The organism is Aquincola agrisoli, from assembly GCF_036621135.1.
In the GTDB taxonomy this organism is placed as follows: Bacteria; Pseudomonadota; Gammaproteobacteria; order Burkholderiales; family Burkholderiaceae_C; genus Aquincola; species Aquincola agrisoli.
On record NZ_JAZIBG010000028.1, the window covers coordinates 477,733 to 496,994 of the forward strand.

Consider the following 19,262-nt stretch of genomic DNA (forward strand, 5'->3'; position numbering starts at 1 on the left):
CGTCAGGCCGACAACGTGACGCGCGCGAACTTGCGCTTGCCGACCTGCACCACGTAGGTGCCGGCATCGAGCTTCAGGCCCTTGTCGCTGACGGCCGCACCGTCGACACGCACGCCGCCCTGCTCCACCATGCGCGCGGCCTCGCTGGTCGAGGGCACCAGGCCGGCCTGCTTCAGCAGCGCGCCGATGGCCAGCGGGCCGCCGGCCAGCGACACCTCGGGGATCTCGTCGGGCACGCCGCCGCGCGCGCGGTTCTGGAAATCCTGCTCCGCCGCATCGGCCGCGGCCGCGTTGTGGAAGCGCGTGGTGATCTCCTTGGCCAGCAGCACCTTGGCGTCCTTCGGGTTGCGCCCGCCCTCGACCTCGGCGCGCAACTTCGCGATCTCGGCCTCGGAGCGGAAGCTCAGCAGGGTGAAGTACTTCCACATCAGCGTGTCGCTGATCGACAGCAGCTTCGCGAACATCGCGTTCGCCGGCTCCGTGATGCCGATGTAGTTGTTCTTGCTCTTGCTCATCTTCTCGACGCCGTCGAGCCCTTCGAGCAAGGGCATGGTCAGGATGCACTGCGGCTCCTGGCCGTATTCCTGCTGCAGGTGGCGGCCCACGAGCAGGTTGAACTTCTGGTCGGTGCCGCCGAGCTCCAGGTCGCTCTTCAGTGCCACCGAGTCGTAGCCCTGCATCAGCGGATACAGGAACTCGTGCACGCTGATCGGCGTGTTGGCGTGGAAGCGCTTGTGGAAATCGTCGCGTTCCATCATCCGCGCGACGGTGTACTTGGCGGCGAGCTGGATCATGCCGCGCGCGCCCAGCGGGTCGCTCCATTCGGAGTTGTAGCGGATCTCGGTCTTCGCGGGGTCGAGCACCAGGCTCGCCTGCTTGTAGTACGTCTGCGCGTTGAGCTCGATCTGCTCCTTCGTCAGCGGCGGGCGCGTGGCGTTGCGGCCCGACGGGTCGCCGATCATCGAGGTGAAGTCGCCGATCAGGAAGATGACCTGGTGGCCCAGATCCTGCAACTGGCGCATCTTGTTGAGCACCACCGTGTGGCCGATGTGGATGTCGGGGGCGGTCGGGTCGAGGCCCAGCTTGATGCGCAGCGGCTGGCCGGTGGCGTCGGAACGCTGCAGCTTCCTGAGCCAATCGGCCTCGGGCAGGAGTTCGTCGCAGCCCCTGCGGCTGATCGCAAGCGCCTCCAGCACACGGTCGGACACGGGAGCGTCGTTCACATTTCTTGACATGGAAGGCTTGTAAATGCAGTGGATCTGCCTACGCGTTCAGGGGGGTCGGCCGATATACTTGTAGGACTACGAGAACACGTCCCCTCGACGGCGTCCGACGCGGAACGCAATTCTAGCGAGCCCCCTCGAACGTCTTTTCCGACCCCGTGGCACCGCCGCCCGCGCCGGCGCCACACCGAATTCGGGGCCTGAGTCCCGCCAACGCAAATTGGATCCATTGCGAACGCTGGCGCGTGCAGGTACCGCCGTCCAAGATTTCTCCCGACACCACCCCCGCGGCATCGCTGCGGCCGTCGTCACCTTCCTCGCAGGCCTGTCGGCCACCGCATTCGGCATCGCCCCGCTGGCGCCCGACGCATCCGACCTGCCGCAGCGCATCATCACCGAGGCCGTGGTGCACGAGCCGGTGGCCGCGCAGCTCGAGGCGCTGGCCGAACATGCCCTCGAGCTCAGCCGCAACGACCTCACCCGCGGCAGTGACACGGCCGACACGCTCCTCAAGCGACTGGGCGTGAACGATGCCGCCGCGGCCGCCTTCCTGCGCCGCGATCCGACCGCACGGCGCCTGCTCGAAGGCCGCGCGGGCAAGATGGTGCAGGTCGTCGCGGCCGCCGACGGCTCGCTGGTGAGCCTGGTGGCACGCTATCCCGCAGAGACCACCGACAAGACGGCCAGCCACTTCACCCGCTTGTCCATCACCCGCGAAGGCGGCACGTTGCGCAGCCAGGTGGCCGTGGCGCCGCTGCAGTCGCAGGTGCGGCTGGCCAGCGGCACGATCCGCACCTCTTTCTTCGCCTCCAGCGACGAAGCCCGCATTCCCGACGCCATTGCAGCGCAAATGGCGGAGATGTTTGCGGCGGATATCGATTTCCACCGCGAATTGCGCAAGGGCGACACGTTCAGCATCGTCTACGAGGCCCTGACCGCCGACGGCGAACCGATCACCTGGAACCAGGGCACGGGCAAGGTCCTGGCCGCGGAGTTCGTCAACGCAGGCAAGGCGTACCAGTCGGTCTGGTATCGCGAAGCGGGTGGCCGGGGCGCCTATTTCGGGTTCGACGGCCAGAGCAAGCGGCGCAGCTTCCTCGCCAGCCCGATGGAGTTCTCCCGCATCACCTCGGGCTTCGCGATGCGCTTCCATCCGATCCAGCGCAGCTGGCGCGCCCACCGCGGCGTCGACTACGGTGCACCCACCGGCACCGCGGTGCGCAGCGTCGCCGACGGCGTGGTGACGTTCTCCGGTGTGCAGAACGGCTATGGCAACGTCATCGAGATCCGCCACAACAACGAGCGCAGCACCTTGTACGCGCACCTGTCTCGCATCGGCGTGCGCAAGGGCGAACGCGTGAGCCAGGGCGACACGATCGGTGCCGTCGGCGCCACGGGCTGGGCGACCGGACCGCACCTGCACTTCGAGTTCAAGGTCAACGGGCAGCAGCAGGATCCGCTGTCGATCGCCAAGGGCTCGGAGGCGGTGACGATCTCTTCCGCGCAACGGGCGGACTTCACTGCCCGGGCCCTCACCTACAAGGCTCAGCTGGCGTTGGCGGAAACGCTGGAAGGCGCGCACGGCGTCGACGACTGACAGACGCTTGTCCGGCACATCGACGATGGGGTTTTACATCGGCCTGATGTCCGGCACCTCGCTGGACGGCATCGACGCGGTGCTGGTGGATCTGGCCGAAGGCGGCAAGACGCTGACGGTGCTGGCCCACTCGCACGCGCCGTTCGCGCCGGAGTTGCGCAGCGAGCTGCTGGCGCTCAACGCGCCCGGCGACAACGAACTGCACCGCGCCGCACTGGCCGCCAATGCGCTGGCACTGGCGTGCGAAGAGCGGATCGAGGCCGTGCTCGGCGGCACGTCCCGTGCGCAGGTACGCGCCATCGGCGCCCATGGGCAGACCGTGCGCCATCGCCCTGGAGCATTCGACGGCATCGGCTACACATGCCAATTGCTCAACGGCGCGCTGCTCGCTGAACGCTGCGGGATCGACGTGGTATGCGACTTCCGCAGCCGGGACGTTGCCGCCAACGGGCAGGGAGCGCCCCTCGTGCCGGCATTCCACGCGGCGCTCTTCGCCCAGCCGGACATGGCCACGGCCGTCCTCAACCTGGGCGGCATCGCCAACCTGACTTTGCTGCCGGCGGAGGGCCCGGTCCTGGGGTTTGACTGCGGCCCCGCCAACGCCCTGCTCGACGGATGGTGCGAACGCCATACCGGCCAGCCCTACGACGAAGGCGGCCGCTGGGCCGCGAGCGGCCGGGTCGACGAAGCGCTGCTGGCGCAGTGGCTGGCCGAGCCGTATTTCGCACGCCGGCCGCCCAAGAGCACCGGGCGGGATCTTTTCAGCCTCGACTGGCTGGATCCCCAGACGTTGACAAGCCGTGATGCGGCCGACGTACAGGCCACGCTGGCCGAATTGACGGCCCGGTCCGTCGCCGCCGACCTGGTCCGTCATGCACCCGCCTCAAGGCAACTCTGGGTCTGTGGCGGAGGCGCGCACAACACGCATGTGATGCAGCGGCTCACCGCCCTGCTGCCCGGCATCCGGATCCGGCTGACCGATGAGGCCGGCCTGCAGGTGACGCAGGTGGAAGCGGCGGCCTTTGCCTGGCTGGCCCAGGCCTTCCTGGAAAAACGCCCCGGCAACCTTCCCGAGGTGACCGGGGCGCAGGGGCCGCGCGTGCTGGGCGCGCTCTACCCCGCTCGCTAGAACGCTGCCGTCAGACCGAGAAGCTCGAACCGCAACCACAGGTGGTCGTGGCGTTCGGGTTCTTGATGACGAACTGTGCGCCTTGCAGATCATCCTTGTAGTCGATCTCTGCGCCCGCGAGGTACTGCAGGCTCATCGCATCGATCAGCAAGGTGACGCCGTTCTTCGTCATCTGCGTGTCGTCCTCGTTGACGATCTCGTCGAAGGTGAAGCCGTACTGGAAACCCGAGCAGCCGCCGCCCTGCACAAAGACGCGCAGCTTCAGGTCGGGATTGCCTTCTTCGTCCACCAGTTCCTTCACCTTGCCGGCGGCGCTGTCGGTGAAGATCAGCGGCGCGGGCATGTCGTCGGCGGCGGGGGCAATCGGTTCGGCGAGAGCGTTCATGGGAGGACTCCTTCCAGCAGGAAATGCGGATGAACCGCTTGCATTCAATGGGGGAATTATCGCGGCTCGCGCTCACCCCCGTCGCAGCGCGGGCTTGCCGGCCCCTTCAAGCAGAAAAAAGCCGCCCGGAGGCGGCTTCGTTCGGCTCGCAGGCAGCGATCAGCGCTTGCTGAACTGCTTGCGGCGACGGGCGCCGTGCAGGCCGACCTTCTTACGTTCGACTTCACGCGCGTCACGCGTCACGAAGCCGGCATTGCTCAATTCCGACTTCAGCGCCGCATCGTAGTCGATCAGCGCGCGGGTGACACCGTGGCGCACCGCACCGGCCTGGCCGGACTCGCCGCCGCCGTGCACGTTGACCTTGATGTCGAAGGCTTCGACGTTGTTCGTCAGGAACAGGGGCTGCTTGACGATCATGATCGAGGTCTGGCGGCCGAAGTACTGCTCCACCGGCTTGCCGTTGACCGTGATCTGACCCGTGCCCTTCTTGATGAAGACACGCGCCACCGACGACTTGCGGCGGCCGGTACCGTAATTCCAATTGCCGATCATCGCGGTTCCTTAGATTTCCAGCGTCTTGGGCTGCTGGGCGGTGTGCGGGTGCGTATCACCGGCGTACACCTTCAGCTTCTTCACCATCGCGTAGCCCAGCGGGCCCTTCGGCAGCATGCCCTTCACGGCCTTTTCAAGGGCGCGGCCGGGGTGCTTGGCCTGCATGTCCTTGAACTTGGTCGCGTAGATGCCGCCCGGGAAACCCGAGTGCCGGTAGTACACCTTGTCGTTGGCCTTGTTGCCGGTGACACGGAGCTTGTCGGCGTTGATGACGATGATGAAATCGCCGGTGTCCACGTGAGGCGTGTAGATGGCCTTGTGCTTGCCGCGCAAACGGAGTGCCACTTCGCTGGCAACACGTCCGAGCACCTTGTCGGTGGCGTCGAGCACAAGCCACTCGTGCTTCACTTCGGCCGGCTTGGCGCTGAAGGTCTTCATGAGGGTCTTTCGGTTGAGGCGCCGCGCTGCGGCGCCCAGGGGCGGCACTTCCATCACGCGCTGGACCGCTTCGGTGCCACTCTCACGAGGTGGCCTCTCAGAGGCGCGCGCCATGTCCCGTCCGCTGGAGGGAACCAAAGAGTATATGGGATTTGCGCGGCAAATGTCGTCTCTCTACGCCGCGCAGTCATCCGGTGCCTCGGAGCGCCATTCAATCAGTCATCCTACAATTCAGGGTAAACACTGATCCACGTGTCTCCCTGACGGAACCCGCCATGCCCCCGCCCCGCACGACACCCTCTGCCCAGCCTCTGCCGGCGGCGAGCTACCGCTGGGTGCCGGTGCGCTCGCTCGCTCAGCGGCATCGCCCGCGGATATTGGCTCATCTGCTCGCACTTGACGAAAGTGATCGCTATCTCCGATTCGGGTATGTCGCCTCCGACAGCCAGATCGGCCGCTACGTCGATGGCATCGACTTCCTGCGCGACGAAGTCTTCGGCGTGTTCAACCGGCGCCTCGACCTGGTGGCGATGGCCCACCTGGCCTACACACCCCCATCGTCCGCTCCCGGCAGGGTGGCCTCAGCGGCGGAATTCGGCGTCTCGGTGTGCGTGCAGGCCCGCGGCCGCGGCTTCGGCGCGCGCCTGTTCGAGCACGCGGTGTTGCACGCCCGCAACCGGGGCATCGACACGCTGGTGATCCACGCCCTCAGCGAAAACACCGCGATGCTGCGCATCGCCAGCCATGCGGGCGCGACGGTGGTTCGCAGCGGCTCGGAATCCGAAGCCCGGCTGAAGCTGCCACCCGAAGACCTGGTCTCGAACGTCGAGCAATTGTTCGATGACCAGGCGGCTGAGATCGACTACCGCGTCAAGGTCCACGCCCGGCAGGTGGATGCCCTGCTCAGCGGCCTTTCCGCAGTGCGGTCGCTTTTTAGCGTTACCGCCCGCAACGAGACCGAATAGCCGCCGAGCAGGCAGCGGGCATTAACATGCGCGGTTTGCTTTCCCGCGCCGGGTTCAGGTGGCTGGCCTGCCCTGTTTGACCGATGGAGCAGTCGTTCCCCTGGTTCTTGGCTTGGACCGCCGTGCTGTCCGTGATCGTGCTGTTGGCGGTCGCGGTGCACAGGCACCGGGTCGCCCGCCGTCGCGAAACGCTGCCGACGGATTGGCCGCTCGCGCCGCGGCCCGTCTTCAGCGCCGAAGAACGCCGTGTCTACCGGCAGCTGCGCGAAGCCCTTCCCGGCCATGTGGTGCTGTCCAAGCTGCCGCTGCTGCGCTTCTGCCAGCCGAACGACCCTCAGCGGCTTCGGTACTGGTTCGACCTCCTGGGGACGTTGCATGTCTCGTTCGCCATCTGCAGCGCCAGCGGGCGGGTCCTCGCCGTGATCGACCTGGAGACCTCGGCGTCGAACTCGCGCCGCGGGCAGCGCATCAAGGAGTCGGTGCTGACGGCCTGCCAGGTGCCCTACCTGCGCTGCGCGCCCGACGAATTGCCCACCATCCCGGAACTGCAGCTGATGGTCCCCGCCGCCGCGGGCACCCCGGCGGCAGCGCCGGCCCCCCGTCCGTCGTCCACGGAACCCCGCCACACGGTCTGGCCCGAGTCGCACGGGTTCACCTATTCATTCCTCTGCGGCCGCCGGCGTTCGATCTGGCCGCCCGAGCAGGACGACCCGCCGCCACGCAACGGCACCACAGGACGCTGACCCATGCCCGCCTACGCTGAACTCGACCCCCGCACCGTGCTGGAGGCGCTCGACACCGTGGGCCTGCGCGGCGACGGCCGGCTGCTGCAGCTCAACTCCTACGAAAACCGCGTCTTCCAGGTCTTCCTCGAGGAAGGCGACGTGGTGGTCGCCAAGTTCTACCGGCCCGGCCGCTGGAGCGATGCGCAGATCCTGGAGGAGCACGCGTTCGCGCGGGAACTCGCCGCCGCGGAGATCCCGGTGGTCGCGCCCCGCGTGCTGTCGCCGGTGGCCTCCGGCCCCGCCGTGTCGCTGCAGGGGGAGCCGCCGACGCTCGCCACGCTGGCGCCGCCGGAGACGAGCGTGGCGCCGTATCGCTTCGCGGTGAGCGACCGGCATGCAGGCCGCGCCCCCGAACTGGAAGACCACGACGTGTTGGAGTGGCTGGGCCGGTTCCTGGGCCGGCTGCACGCGGTGGGCGCCGCCCGGCGCTTCGAACACCGCCGCACGCTGGACGTGGCCACCTTCGGCACCGCCGCCCGGCAGCGCCTGCTCGACGGCCACTTCGTGCCGGAAGACCAGCGGCCCGCGTGGGACGCCGCGTGCACGCAGGCGCTCTCGCTCGCGCAGGCCGCCTTCGACCGCCTGCCCGAGCGGCGCGTGCTGCGCCTGCACGGCGACTGCCACCCCGGCAACGTGCTCTGGCGCGACGAGGGCCCGCACGTCGTCGACCTCGACGACGCCTGCAACGGCCCGGCCGTGCAGGACCTGTGGATGCTGCTCGCCGGCGACCGGCCGACGATGCGCATGCAGCTCGCGTCGCTGCTCGAGGGCTACGAATGCTTCATGCCGTTCGACCGCAGGGAGCTGTCGCTGATCGAGCCACTGCGCACGCTGCGCATGGTCCACCACAGCGCATGGATTGCCGAACGCTGGACCGACCCGGCCTTCCCGGCCGCGTTCCCGTGGTTCGGCACCCCGGCCTACTGGTCGCAGCAGACGCTCCAGCTGCGCGAGCAGATCGAAGCGATGCAGGGCCCTGGCGAGCAAGAAGCGCCCGCCTGAGGGCGCCCGCTCAGGCCGTCAGCAAGCGCGTCACGCGCTGGACGTGCTCGGCCGGGTTCTCGAGCTGGCCGCCTTCGGCCAGCAGGGCCTGGTCGAACAGCAGGTGGGCCAGGTCGTCGAAACGGGCCTCGTCGCCTTCCAGGCGCTTGACCAGCGCGTGCTCCGGGTTCACCTCCAGGATCGGCTGCGTCTTCGGCGCCTGCTGGCCTGCCTGCTTCAGCATGCGGGCCAGGTGCGCGCTCATGTCGCCGTCTTCCACGACGATGCACGCGGGCGAATCGACCAGGCGGCTGGTGGCGCGCACGTCCTTCGCGCGGTCCTTCAGCGTGGCTTTCAGGCGCTCCAGCACGGGCTTGAAGCTCTCGGCCGCCTCTTCGGCCTTCTTCTTCTCTTCCTCGTCCTGCAGCTTGCCGAGGTCCACCGCGCCCTTCGCCACGCTCTGCAGCGGCTTGCCTTCCACCTCGTAGAGGTGGGAGAGCATCCACTCGTCGACCCGGTCGGTCAGCAGCAGCACCTCGATGCCCTTCTTGCGGAAGATCTCGAGCTGCGGGCTGTTCTTGGCGGCAGCCAGCGTGTCGGCAGTGATGTAGTAGATCGCCTCCTGGCCTTCCTTCATGCGGCCGATGTAGTCGGCGAAGGAGACGCCTTCGTCGGCCTGCGTGGAGGCGAAGCGCAGGAGCTTCACCAGCCGCTCCTGGTTGGCATGGTCCTCGCCCACGCCTTCCTTCAGCACCGCGCCGAACTCCTTCCAGAAGGACGCGTACTTCTCCTTCTCGCCGGCATCCTCGCTGTTGGCAACGCTCTCCAGCATCGACAGCACGCGCTTGGTCGAGCCTTCGCGGATCGCCTTGACGTCGCGGCTCTCCTGCAGCAGCTCGCGGCTGACGTTCAGCGGCAGGTCGGCCGAGTCGATCACGCCCTTCACGAAGCGCAGGTACACCGGCATCAGCGCCTCGGCGTCATCCATGATGAAGACGCGCTTGACGTACAGCTTCACGCCGCCGCGCTTGTCGCGGTTCCACAGGTCGAACGGCGCCTTGGCCGGCACGTACAGCAGCTGCGTGTATTCGCTGCGGCCCTCGACGCGGTTGTGCGTGTAGGCGAGCGGCGCCTCCTGGTCGTAGCTGATCTGCTTGTAGAACTCGCGGTACTCGGCGTCGGTCACCTCGCTCTTGGCACGCGCCCACAGCGCCGCGGCCTTGTTGACCGTCTCCCACTCGTCCTTCACCACCTGCTTGCTCGCCTCTGCGTCCCACTCCTCCTTCTTCATCAGGATGGGCAGCGAGATGTGGTCGGAGTACTTGCCGATGATCGACTTCAGGCGCCAGCTGCTGAGGAACTCCTCCTCGCCGTCGCGCAGGTGCAGGATCACGTCGGTGCCGCGCTCGGGGCGGTCGATCGATTCGACCTCGAACTGGCCGGAGCCGTCGCTGCTCCAGCGCACGCCCTGGTCGGGCGGCAGGCCGGCACGGCGCGATTCGACCGTGATGCGGTCCGCCACGATGAAACCGGAATAGAAGCCCACGCCAAACTGGCCGATCAGGTTCGCGTCCTTCTTCTGGTCGCCCTGCAGCTTGCTCATGAACTCGCGCGTGCCGCTCTTGGCGATGGTGCCGAGGTGGGCCACGGCCTCGTCGGCGCTCATGCCGATGCCGTTGTCGCGGATCGTGATCGTCTTGGCCTCGGCGTCGTAGGTGACGCGCACCTCGAGGTTGGGCGCGTCCTCGTAGAGCGCGTTGTTGTCCAGGGCTTCGAAGCGCAGCTTGTCGCAGGCGTCGGACGCATTGGAGACCAGCTCGCGCAGGAAGATCTCCTTGTTCGAGTAGAGCGAATGGGTCACCAGGTGCAGGATCTGCTGCACCTCGGCCTGGAATGAGAGGGTCTGTTTGTCCATGGTCGTCGAAGGATGTCCGGAACGCGCCATCGGGGCGCGATCAGCGATTTTGGGACACCTCGCGGCGATTTCAACGGGGCACGCCCGCCGCCGCCTAGAGGAACCGCTCGAGCAGCCGCCGTGAGCCGCGGTCCAGCGCGCGGCGGTCACGGATGCTGAAGAAGATCCCGTGGCTGCTGGCCACCAACAGCGCCCCGGCGGTGCCGAGGCGCCGGATATCCTCCTCGCCCTTGAGCTCGAAACGCGTCGGGCCGCGGTCGGTCTCTACCTCCCAGACGCTCGGCGTCGAGAAGGTCGAGACCGACACCAGCCGCAGGATCTCAGGGGTGAACTCGCGCTGCGCCAACTCCTCGTCGACCAGCGCGCGCAGCGCGGGCGGCAGGCTGTCGAGCCGCGCGATCCAGGCCACCTCGCGCCCTTCGGCGCCGACCATGGACAGGCCCTCCTGCGGCGCCGCCAGCGGAAAAGCCCGCACCGGCACCACGCCCTCGTGGCGCAGCCCGTCGGCCGTGGTCAGCACGAGGCGGCCGAACGCGTCGCGCTCGAGGTGAAATGCACCGTCCATCGTCATGCTCCCGCCGGGTGGGCCGCGTGCACGGGCTCGCGCTCCGGCTCGGCATCGCCGCCGTCGACGCGGCGCGCCTGGGCCTCGTAGAGGCGCCAGTAGGCACCCTGCCGGGCGATCAATTCGTCGTGCGGCCCGACCTCCACGACCTGCCCCCGGTCCATCACCACCAGCCGGTCGGCCTTGCGCAAAGTCGAGAGGCGGTGCGCGATCGCGATGGTGGTGCGGCCCTGGACGAGGTTGTCGAGCGCCTTCTGGATCTCGCCCTCGGTCTCGGTGTCGACCGCGGACGTCGCCTCGTCGAGGATCAGGATGCGCGGATCGATGAGCAGCGCCCGCGCGATCGAGATGCGCTGCCGCTCCCCGCCGGACAGCCCCTGGCCCCGCTCGCCGACCAGCGAGTCGTAGCCGTGCGGCAGCCGCAGGATGAAGTCGTGCGCGTGCGCGGCGCGGGCGGCCGCGATGATCTCCTCGCGGGTGGCGTCGGGCCGGCCGTAGGCGATGTTCTCGGCGATGGTGCCGAAGAACAGGAACGGCTCCTGGAGCACGAGGCCGATGTGCCGCCGGTAGTCGGCCACGCCGAAGCGGCGGATGTCGGTGCCGTCGACCTCGATCGCACCGTCGGTGACGTCGTAGAACCGGCAGATCAGGTTCACCAGCGTGCTCTTGCCCGAGCCGCTGTGGCCCACCAGGCCGATCATCTCGCCGGGCCGGATGTCGAGGTCCAGCCCGCGGATCACCGAGCGGCTGCCGTAGCGGAAGCCCAGGCCGCGCATGCGGATGCCGCCGCGCGGCGATTCGATGCGCACCGGCTGCGCGGGCTCCGGCACGTTCGACACGTGGTCCAGGATGTCGAAGATGCGCTTGGCCCCCGCGGCCGCCTTCTGCGTGACGGAGACGATGCGGCTCATCGAGTCGAGCCGCGTGTAGAAGCGCCCGATGTAGGCGATGAACGCCGTCAGCACCCCCACGCTGATCTGGCCGCCGGCGATCAGCCAGATGCCGAAGGCCCAGACCACCAGCAGACCGATGTCGGTCAGCAGCGAGACGGTCGGGGAAAACAGCGACCAGGTCTTGTTGAGCCGGTCGTTGACCACGAGGTTCTGCCGGTTGGCCTCGCGGAAGCGCTCGGCCTCGCGGCGCTCCTGGGCGAAGGCCTTGACGACGCGGATGCCGGGAATGGTGTCGGCCAGCACGTTGGTCACGTCGCCCCACACCCGGTCGATCTTCTCGAAGCCGGTGCGCAGGCGGTCGCGCACGATGTGGATCATCCACGCGATGAACGGCAAGGGCAGCAAGGTCACCAGTGCCAGCCACGGGCTGATGGAGAACAGGATGGCCGAGGTCATCACGATCATCAGCACGTCGGTCGCGAAGTCGAGTGCGTGCAGCGACAGGAAGACGCTGATGCGGTCGGTCTCGGAGCCGATGCGCGCGATCAGGTCGCCGGTGCGCTTGGCGCCGAAGTAGTCCAGCGACAGGCGCAACAGGTGTTCGAAGGCCGCGGTGCGCAGGTCCGCCGCGATGCGCTCGGACACCAGCGCCAGCAGCCAAGTGCGGGCCCATCCCAGGCCCCACGCCAGCAGCGCCGAGCCCAGCAAGCCCGCCAGCAGGCCCACCACCAGCCACGGGTCGATCTGCTGGCCGTTCTGAAACGGGATCAGCACCCGGTCCATCAGCGGGATCGTCAGGTAAGGCGGCACCAGGGTGGCGGCGGTGGAGGCCAACGTCAGCGCAAAGCCGGCGATCAGCTGCCGGCGGTAGGGGCGGGCGAAGCGCCCGAGGCGCAGCAGCACCCAGGTGGACGGGGGCTGCGCGGCGTCGGGCGCCTCGTCGTCCGCCTCGGCCTCTTCCTGCGCGGGCTCGCCGCCCCCGCCGCGGTACAGCCGCGCCAGCTGCCGCTCGGCCTGCGCCATCCACCGCAGCGCCTGCACATTGACCGCCAGCGTGAAGCGCCACTGCGCGAGCCGCTGCCGGCCGTCGAGCAGCTCGATGACGCCCACCCCGGCATGGTCGGTGTGGCGCAGCGACAGGTCGGCCGCCAGGGGCCAGCCGCGCCAGCCGTCCGCGCCGCCCGCCAGCAGGCGCCGGTCGGTGAGCACGAGCAGGCCGGGCGCGAAGCGCTGGCGCGCATCGAGGTCAACCTCCAGCGCGGCCAGCACGTTCTCGTCGCTCGCCAGTTGCTGGCGCAGGACGGCCTGCAGGCCGGAAGCAGGGGAAGGACCGGAGGCGGTGGGTTGTTCTTTGTGTAAGGGTTGCATCGGCGGCCGGCCCCGGCAGGGCACGGGTGCGGATTCTGGACCATGCCCGCAACGCACGGCACCCGCGCCCCGCCGACACCCGCCGGCATGACCGGGCGCACAATCCCGCGGGTGACACCTGCCCCGCGGCACACCACACGATAGCGGTACATGAGCAGCACATTCCAAGACATCCGGCTCCTGCGCATCAGCTACCTGCGAGGCCCGAGCATCTGGACCTACCGGCCCGTGCTCGAGACCTGGCTCGACCTGGGTGAGCTCGAAGAACACCCCTCCCACCTGCTGCCCGGGTTCAACGCCCGGCTGACGGCCTTGCTGCCGGCGCTGGTGGAGCACCACTGCGGCGTCGGTGAGCGGGGCGGCTTCCTGCAGCGGCTCGACGAAGGCACCTGGATGGGCCATGTGCTGGAGCACGTGGTGATCGAGCTGCTCAACCTCGCGGGCATGCCGACGGGGTTCGGCCAGACGCGCAGCACCTCGCAGGCCGGCGTGTACCGGATGGTCTTCCGCGCCCGGGACGAGCACGTCTCGCGCACCGCGCTCGCCTGCGGCCACCGGCTGCTGATGGCCGCCATCAACGGCGAGCCCTTCGACGTCGCCGCGGCCGTGGCCCAGGTGCGCAACCAGCTCGATGACACCTACTTCGGCCCCAGCACCGCGGCCATCGTGGCGGCCGCCACCGACCGCCGCATCCCGCATGTGCGGCTCAACCAGGGCAACCTCGTGCAGATGGGCCATGGCGCACGCCAGCGCCGCATCTGGACGGCGGAGACCGATTTCACCGGCGCCATCGCCGAGAACATCGCAGGCGACAAGGACCTCACCAAGCGCCTGATCGCCGCCTGCGGCGTGCCGGTGCCCGAGGGCAGCAGGGTCGACAGCCCGGCCGCGGCCTGGGAAGCGGCCGAGGACATCGGCCTGCCGGTGGTGGTCAAGCCGATCGACGGCAACCATGGCCGCGGCGTCAGCCTCGACCTGAACACGCGCGAAGAGGTGGAGGCGGCATGGCCCGTCGCCGCCGCGGAGGGCAGCGGCGTGATCGTCGAGCGCTACATCCGCGGCGACGAGCACCGGCTGCTGGTGGTCGGCGGCGAAGTGGTCGCCGCGGCCCGCGGCGAAAGCCTCTGGATCACCGGCGACGGCCGGGCCACCGTAGCGGCCCTGATCGACAGCCAGCTCAACACCGACCCGCGCCGCGGCGAGGCCGAGGAGTTCCCGCTCGAGACCATCCGCCTCGACCGCGAACCCGTGATCCGCCTGCTGCTGCAGCGCCAGGGCCTCGACGGCGACGCGGTGCCGGCGGCCGGCCGCCGGGTGCTCGTGCAGCGCAACGGCAATGTCGCGATCGACTGCACGGATGACGTCCACCCGGAGGTCGCGCGGGTCGCCGGCCTGGCCGCCCGGGTGGTCGGGCTCGACATCGCCGGCATCGACCTCGTGGCGGAAGACATCCGCCAGCCGCTGCACACCCAGGGCGGCGCCATCGTCGAGGTGAACGCCGGGCCCGGGCTGCTGATGCACCTGAAGCCGGCCGTCGGCACGCCGCGGCCGGTCGGGCGGGCGATCGTCGACCACCTGTTCCGCGAAGGCGAGGACGGGCGCATCCCCATCGTCGGCGTCGCCGGCACGCGCCACACCACCGCGGTGGCGAGGCTGGTGGGCTGGCTGCTTCAGCTCAGTGGCCGGCACGTGGGCCTCGCCTGCCGCGAGGGCCTGTTCCTGGAGCGCCGGCAGGTCGAGGCCGGCGACGCCACCCGCTGGGACACCGCGCAGCGCCTGCTGATGAGCCGCAACGTCGATACCGCGGTGATCGAGAACGGTCCGGTCGAGATCCTCAACGACGGCCTCGCCTACGACCGCTGCGACGTCGGCATCGTCACCGACCTCGACCTGCCCGAGACCCTGCGGGCGCCGCTGGCAGCGCACGACTTCTTCGAGTCCGACCAGCTGGTCAAGGTGCTGCGCACGCAGGTGGACGTGGTGCTGCCGCACGGCGTGGCAGTGCTGAACGCGGCCGACGAGCGGGTGGCGGCGATGGCGGAGCTGTGCGACGGCGAGGCCATCCTCTACGGCATCGATCCGCAGACGCCCGCGCTCGCCAGGCACCGCGGCAGCGGCGCCCGCGGCGGCCGCGCGGTGTTCGTGCGCGACGGCCGCGTCGTGCTCGCCACCGGCAGCGCCGAGACCCGGCTCGCGGCGCTGCAGCGCCTGGCGGCCGGCCGCGGCGCGGCAGACAGCCCCATCGACACCGAAGTGCTGCTGGCCGCCGTCGCGGCGGCCTGGGCGCTCGAAGTGGCCCCCGATCTGATCATCGCCGGCATCGAGACCTTTGCCAGCGACCTCGTCGCCGCCTGACCCTCCGCCCCATCGCCCATGCAAGTCTCACGCATTCGCGCCCTCCGCGGCCCCAACCTCTGGAGCCGCAACACGGCCATCGAGGCGATCGTCAAGTGCTCCGCCAACGCCCTGTCGCAGTCGCAGCAGGACGACTTCGAGGATCGGCTGCGCCAGCGTTTCCCCGCCATCGGCGCACTGCGGCCGGCCACCGGCGCCGCCTCGCTCGCGCACGTGCTGGAAGCCGCCGCGCTGGCGCTGCAGAAGGAGGCCGGCTGCCCGGTGTCCTTCAGCCGCACCTCCGCCACGGTCGAGGAAGGCGTCTACCAGGTCGTCGTCGAGTACAGCGAGGAGGCCGTCGGCCGCATGGCGCTCGACGAGGCGCACCTGCTCGTGCAGGCCGCGCTCGACGGCACCGGCTTCGACGTCGACGCCGCCATCGCGCGCCTGCGCGAGAAGGACGAGGACGTGCGGCTGGGACCGAGCACCGGCTCCATCGTCAACGCGGCGCTGGCCCGCGGCATCCCGTACCGCCGGTTGACGGAAGGCAGCCTGGTGCAGCTGGGCTGGGGCTCAAGGCAGCGCCGCATCTGGGCCGCCGAGGTCGACTCGACCAGCGCGGTGTCGGAAGCGATCGCCCAGGACAAGGACCTCACCAAGACGCTGCTGCGCGCGGCCGGCGTGCCGGTGCCCATCGGCCGGCCGGTGACGAGCGCCGACGATGCCTGGGCGGTGGCCCAGGAGGTCGGCCTGCCCGTCGTGGTCAAGCCGCAGGACGGCAACCAGGGCAAGGGCGTGACGGTGAACATCGTCGACCGCCCGCACCTGGACATCGCTTACCGCGCCGCCGAGGAATACGGCACGGTGATGGTCGAGAAGTACCTGCCGGGCAGCGACTACCGCATGCTCGTGGTGGGCGACCAGCTGGTCGCCGCCGCGCGGCGCGACCCGCCGCACGTGATCGGCGACGGCGAGCACACCGTGCGCGAACTCGTCGAGCGGGTGAACGCCGACCCGCGGCGCGGCGAAGGCCACGCCACGTCGCTGACCAAGATCCGCTTCGACGAGATCGCGGTGGCGCGGCTGGCCGTCCAGGGGCTGACGCCCGAATCGGTGCCCGACAAGGGCCACCGCGTGATCCTGCGCAACAACGCCAACCTCTCCACCGGCGGCACCGCCACCGACGTGACGGACGACGTGCACCCCGACGTCGCGGCACGGGCCGTGGCCGCGGCGCGCATGATCGGGCTGGACATCTGCGGCGTCGACGTGGTGTGCGAGGGTGTGCTCGAGCCGCTGGAATCCCAGCACGGCGGCATCGTCGAGGTGAACGCCGCGCCGGGGCTGCGCATGCACCTGTCGCCCTCATACGGCAAGGGCCGCCCGGTCGGCGAGGCGATCGTGAACCACCTGTTCGAGCCCGGCCAGGACGGGCGCATCCCGGTGGTCGCGGTGACCGGCACCAACGGCAAGACCACCACGGCCCGGCTGATCGGCCACCTGCTGGCCAGCGGCGGCTACCGCGTGGGCATGACCAACACGGACGGCGTGTACGTCGAAGGCCGGCAGATCGACTCCGGCGACTGCAGCGGCCCCAAGAGCGCCCGCAACGTGCTCGCACACCCGGACGTCGATGCCGCGGTGTTCGAGACCGCGCGGGGCGGCGTGCTGCGCGAAGGCCTGGGCTTCGACCGCTGCCAGGTGGCCGTGGTCACCAACATCGGCGCCGGCGACCACCTGGGCCTGAACTACATCACCACGGTCGAAGACCTGGCCGTGCTCAAGCGCGTGATCGTCCAGAACGTCGCGCCCACGGGCTATGCGGTGCTGAACGCCGCCGACCCCATCGTCGCGCAGATGGCGGCGAGTTCGCCCGGCAAGGTGATCTTCTTCACCGCCGACCGCCATCATCCCGTGATGGCCACGCACCGCGCCCAGGGCGGGCGCACCGTGTACGTCGACGACGGCGCCCTCGTCGCCGCCGAAGGCAGCTGGCGCGAGAGCATCCCGCTGCGCGACATCCCGCTCACGCGCAACGGCAGCATCAGCTTCCAGGTCGAGAACGTCCTGGCCTCGGTGGCCGCGGCCTGGGGGCTGGGGCTGGACCTGGCGGCGATCCGCAGCGGGCTGGCGAGCTTCATCAACGATGCGCACAACGCGCCGGGGCGGTTCAACGTGATGGACTACCGCGGTGCGACCGTCATCGCCGACTACGGCCACAACCCGGATGCCATGCGCGCGCTGGTGCAGGCGGTGGAATCGATGCCGGCCCGGCGACGCAGCGTGGTGATCAGCGGGGCGGGCGACCGCCGCGACGAGGACATCCGGGACCAGACCGTCATCCTGGGCAGCGCGTTCGACGACGTCATCCTCTACCAGGATGCGGCCCAGCGAGGGCGCGCCGACGGCGAGGTGATGGCGCTGCTGCGCGAGGGCCTGGCCAACGCGAGCCGCACACGCCACACCGAGGAGATCCGGGGCGAGTTCCTCGCGATCGACACCGCGCTCGCCCGCCTGCAGCCGGGTGACCTGTGCCTCGTGCTCGTCGACCAGGTCGAGGAAGCCCTGGCCCACCTGGAGCGGCGCATCCGGGGCGCCTGACACCGGGCCGGCCGCCACCTGGCGTCGTCGCGCTGTCACACGGGCTGCGAAGAATGCCGCGCGTCCTGCACCCGCAGGACCATCGACATCAAGACGCCCGGAGGAAAAACATGCGCTCGCCCCGCTTCACCCTGCGCCAGGCCGCCCTGGCGGCCGCGATGCTCGCCGGCATCGGCGCCGCCCCGGCCCATGCGGCCAACACGCTCGTCGGCTTCGCCCAGCTGGCGGCGGACACCTTCTCACCGGGGCCGACGTCCGGCCAGTTCCAGAGCCCCGCCAACGGCGTAACGCCGCCTTACGTCGGCCTCCAGCCAGTACAGGGCTTCTCCGCCGTGCTGGCCGGCCCCACCGCGGGCACGTTCTACGTGATGCCCGACAACGGCTTCGGCAACAAGACCAACTCGGTCGACGCGCTGCTGCGCATGTACGCCGTGGCGCCCGACTTCCGCACCGCCACCGGCGGCAGCGGCCTGGTGCGTGCCGCCGACTACGGCACCGGTGCCGTGCGCAACAGCTTCGACAGCAGCACGCACATCACGCTGCTCGACCCCGACGGCAAGCTGGGCTTCCCCATCGTCGCCTCGGGCACCGCCTACCCCTACGGCGGCAGCGGCGCCGGTTCGGCGGGCATCCCGGTCGACCCGAACATCCGCAACGGCCGGCTGCTGACCGGCGGCGACCTGGACATCGAGTCGGTGCGCCGCGACAAGAACGGCAACCTCTGGTTCGGCGAGGAGTTCGGGCCCTTCCTCGTCAAGACCGACGCCACCGGCAAGGTGCTGAAGCACGAGGTGGCCTTGCCCAACTCGCTGGGCATCGGCGGCAACCCGCTGGTGCAATCGCCTCAGAACCCTACCTCCCGGGCGGCGCCGGCCACAACCTGCGCGGCTCCAACGGCTTCGAGGGCATGGCCATCAACCCGGCCGGCGACAAGCTTTACACGCTGCTCGAAGGCCCGCTGATCCCCGACGCCGACCAGAAGCGGCTGATCATCAACGAGTTCAGCATCGACACCGAGCGCTACACCGGCAGGACCTTCGGCTACCAGCTCGATCCGTTGGGCACCAACATCGGCGACATGACGGCCATCAACGACCACGAGTTCCTCGTGATCGAGCGCAACGGCCTGCAGGACGCCGCCAACCCCGGCATCTTCAAGAAGGTCTTCAAGATCGACCTGAGCAAGGTCGACGCGAACGGCTTCGCGGAGAAGACGCTGGTCGTCGACCTGATGGACATCGCCGACCCGGACGACCTGAACGGCGACGGCAAGACGAAGTTCGACTTTCCCTTCGTCACCATCGAGGACGTGCTGATCCTCGACACCAACACCCTCCTGGTGATCAACGACAACAACTACCCCGGCAACGGCGGACGCAACCTGGCCGGGCCCGATGCGACGGAGTTCATCCAGATCCGGCTGGACACGCCCCTCGACGTGTCGCCGGTGCCGGAGCCCGGCACCTACGCACTGATGCTCGCGGGCCTGGCCGGCATGGGCCTGGTGGCACGCCGCCGCGGCACGCGCTGA

At 69.4% G+C, this 19,262-nt stretch carries 16 protein-coding genes; 9 read left to right on the top strand and 7 right to left on the bottom strand.

The annotated features are described in order from the left end of the window. Positions 1–2: 2 nt before the first annotated feature. A complete protein-coding gene (tyrS, locus tag V4F39_RS13990) occupies positions 3–1,223 on the bottom strand; it encodes a tyrosine--tRNA ligase (protein ID WP_378234958.1) in 1,221 nt (406 codons plus the stop codon). A gap of 220 nt (positions 1,224–1,443) precedes the next feature. Between tyrS and V4F39_RS13995 the strand changes: the two genes are divergently transcribed. Both V4F39_RS13995 and V4F39_RS14000 read left to right on the top strand, forming a co-directional pair. Then, positions 1,444–2,820, top strand: coding sequence for a M23 family metallopeptidase (locus V4F39_RS13995; RefSeq protein ID WP_332290131.1), 1,377 nt, complete (start codon positions 1,444–1,446; stop codon positions 2,818–2,820). 25 nt (positions 2,821–2,845) lie between these two features. Further along, positions 2,846–3,949 (top strand): anhydro-N-acetylmuramic acid kinase, encoded by a 1,104-nt coding sequence (locus V4F39_RS14000; protein WP_332290571.1) that lies wholly within the window; start codon positions 2,846–2,848, stop codon positions 3,947–3,949. A 10-nt stretch (positions 3,950–3,959) separates the two neighbouring features. Here the strand turns inward: V4F39_RS14000 and erpA are convergent, their stop codons facing one another. From erpA to rplM, 3 genes are all read right to left on the bottom strand, one after another. After that, entirely contained in the window at positions 3,960–4,334 is a 375-nt protein-coding gene (erpA, locus tag V4F39_RS14005; protein ID WP_332290132.1) for an iron-sulfur cluster insertion protein ErpA, read from the bottom strand. A gap of 159 nt (positions 4,335–4,493) precedes the next feature. Then, a complete protein-coding gene (rpsI, locus tag V4F39_RS14010) occupies positions 4,494–4,886 on the bottom strand; it encodes a 30S ribosomal protein S9 (RefSeq protein ID WP_250198710.1) in 393 nt (130 codons plus the stop codon). 9 nt (positions 4,887–4,895) lie between these two features. Beyond that, positions 4,896–5,324, bottom strand: a complete 429-nt coding sequence (rplM, locus tag V4F39_RS14015; RefSeq protein ID WP_257799581.1) for a 50S ribosomal protein L13 — start codon at positions 5,322–5,324, stop codon at positions 4,896–4,898. A gap of 275 nt (positions 5,325–5,599) precedes the next feature. Between rplM and V4F39_RS14020 the strand changes: the two genes are divergently transcribed. The 3 genes from V4F39_RS14020 (at position 5,600) to V4F39_RS14030 (ending at position 8,076) form a co-directional block, all read left to right on the top strand. Continuing rightward, positions 5,600–6,289, top strand: coding sequence for a GNAT family N-acetyltransferase (locus V4F39_RS14020; protein WP_332290134.1), 690 nt, complete (start codon positions 5,600–5,602; stop codon positions 6,287–6,289). 83 nt (positions 6,290–6,372) lie between these two features. Beyond that, a complete protein-coding gene (locus tag V4F39_RS14025) occupies positions 6,373–7,032 on the top strand; it encodes a DUF2726 domain-containing protein (RefSeq protein ID WP_332290135.1) in 660 nt (219 codons plus the stop codon). Positions 7,033–7,035: 3 nt separating this feature from the next. Beyond that, positions 7,036–8,076 (top strand): serine/threonine protein kinase, encoded by a 1,041-nt coding sequence (locus V4F39_RS14030; protein ID WP_332290136.1) that lies wholly within the window; start codon positions 7,036–7,038, stop codon positions 8,074–8,076. 10 nt (positions 8,077–8,086) lie between these two features. On the opposite strand, the gene htpG is transcribed toward V4F39_RS14030, so the two are convergent. The 3 genes from htpG to V4F39_RS14045 all read right to left on the bottom strand — a co-directional run bounded on the left by htpG (position 8,087) and on the right by V4F39_RS14045 (position 12,796). Next, positions 8,087–9,970: a molecular chaperone HtpG gene (htpG, locus tag V4F39_RS14035; RefSeq protein WP_332290137.1), complete on the bottom strand. Its 1,884-nt coding sequence runs from the start codon at positions 9,968–9,970 to the stop codon at positions 8,087–8,089. A 94-nt stretch (positions 9,971–10,064) separates the two neighbouring features. Next, positions 10,065–10,541 carry a cyanophycin metabolism-associated DUF1854 family protein gene (locus V4F39_RS14040; RefSeq protein WP_378234959.1) on the bottom strand — a complete coding sequence of 159 codons (477 nt, stop codon included), beginning with the start codon at positions 10,539–10,541 and terminating at the stop codon, positions 10,065–10,067. Beyond that, on the bottom strand, positions 10,538–12,796 hold the full coding sequence (locus V4F39_RS14045; RefSeq protein WP_332290139.1) for a cyanophycin metabolism-associated ABC transporter: 2,259 nt from the start codon (positions 12,794–12,796) through the stop codon (positions 10,538–10,540). Before V4F39_RS14045 ends, V4F39_RS14040 begins: the two co-directional genes overlap by 4 nt. Positions 12,797–12,946: 150 nt before the next feature. Here V4F39_RS14045 and V4F39_RS14050 point away from each other — a divergent pair, with 150 nt between their 5' ends. The 4 genes from V4F39_RS14050 (at position 12,947) to V4F39_RS14065 (ending at position 19,262) form a co-directional block, all read left to right on the top strand. Beyond that, complete coding sequence (locus V4F39_RS14050; RefSeq protein ID WP_332290140.1) at positions 12,947–15,151, top strand: cyanophycin synthetase; 2,205 nt, start codon at positions 12,947–12,949, stop codon at positions 15,149–15,151. Positions 15,152–15,169: 18 nt separating this feature from the next. Next, on the top strand, positions 15,170–17,731 hold the full coding sequence (gene cphA, locus V4F39_RS14055; protein WP_332290141.1) for a cyanophycin synthetase: 2,562 nt from the start codon (positions 15,170–15,172) through the stop codon (positions 17,729–17,731). Between the two features lie 110 nt (positions 17,732–17,841). Beyond that, positions 17,842–18,693 (top strand): esterase-like activity of phytase family protein, encoded by an 852-nt coding sequence (locus V4F39_RS14060; RefSeq protein ID WP_332290142.1) that lies wholly within the window; start codon positions 17,842–17,844, stop codon positions 18,691–18,693. Beyond that, positions 18,639–19,262, top strand: coding sequence for an esterase-like activity of phytase family protein (locus tag V4F39_RS14065; protein WP_332290143.1), 624 nt, complete (start codon positions 18,639–18,641; stop codon positions 19,260–19,262). Before V4F39_RS14060 ends, V4F39_RS14065 begins: the two co-directional genes overlap by 55 nt.

Excerpts from the sequence above, each read along its gene's own strand:
- htpG (WP_332290137.1), bottom strand. The coding sequence starts at position 9,970 with ATGGACAAACAGACCCTCTCATTCCAGGCCGAGGTGCAGCAGATCCTG.
- V4F39_RS14025 (WP_332290135.1), top strand. The coding sequence starts at position 6,373 with ATGGAGCAGTCGTTCCCCTGGTTCTTGGCTTGGACCGCCGTGCTGTCC.
- V4F39_RS14040 (WP_378234959.1), bottom strand. The coding sequence starts at position 10,541 with ATGACGATGGACGGTGCATTTCACCTCGAGCGCGACGCGTTCGGCCGC.
- V4F39_RS14050 (WP_332290140.1), top strand. The coding sequence starts at position 12,947 with ATGAGCAGCACATTCCAAGACATCCGGCTCCTGCGCATCAGCTACCTG.
- V4F39_RS14045 (WP_332290139.1), bottom strand. The coding sequence starts at position 12,796 with ATGCAACCCTTACACAAAGAACAACCCACCGCCTCCGGTCCTTCCCCT.
- V4F39_RS14020 (WP_332290134.1), top strand. The coding sequence starts at position 5,600 with ATGCCCCCGCCCCGCACGACACCCTCTGCCCAGCCTCTGCCGGCGGCG.
- V4F39_RS14060 (WP_332290142.1), top strand. The coding sequence starts at position 17,842 with ATGCGCTCGCCCCGCTTCACCCTGCGCCAGGCCGCCCTGGCGGCCGCG.
- V4F39_RS14030 (WP_332290136.1), top strand. The coding sequence starts at position 7,036 with ATGCCCGCCTACGCTGAACTCGACCCCCGCACCGTGCTGGAGGCGCTC.
- V4F39_RS14065 (WP_332290143.1), top strand. The coding sequence starts at position 18,639 with ATGGCCATCAACCCGGCCGGCGACAAGCTTTACACGCTGCTCGAAGGC.
- rpsI (WP_250198710.1), bottom strand. The coding sequence starts at position 4,886 with ATGATCGGCAATTGGAATTACGGTACCGGCCGCCGCAAGTCGTCGGTG.
- erpA (WP_332290132.1), bottom strand. The coding sequence starts at position 4,334 with ATGAACGCTCTCGCCGAACCGATTGCCCCCGCCGCCGACGACATGCCC.
- cphA (WP_332290141.1), top strand. The coding sequence starts at position 15,170 with ATGCAAGTCTCACGCATTCGCGCCCTCCGCGGCCCCAACCTCTGGAGC.
- V4F39_RS14000 (WP_332290571.1), top strand. The coding sequence starts at position 2,846 with ATGGGGTTTTACATCGGCCTGATGTCCGGCACCTCGCTGGACGGCATC.
- rplM (WP_257799581.1), bottom strand. The coding sequence starts at position 5,324 with ATGAAGACCTTCAGCGCCAAGCCGGCCGAAGTGAAGCACGAGTGGCTT.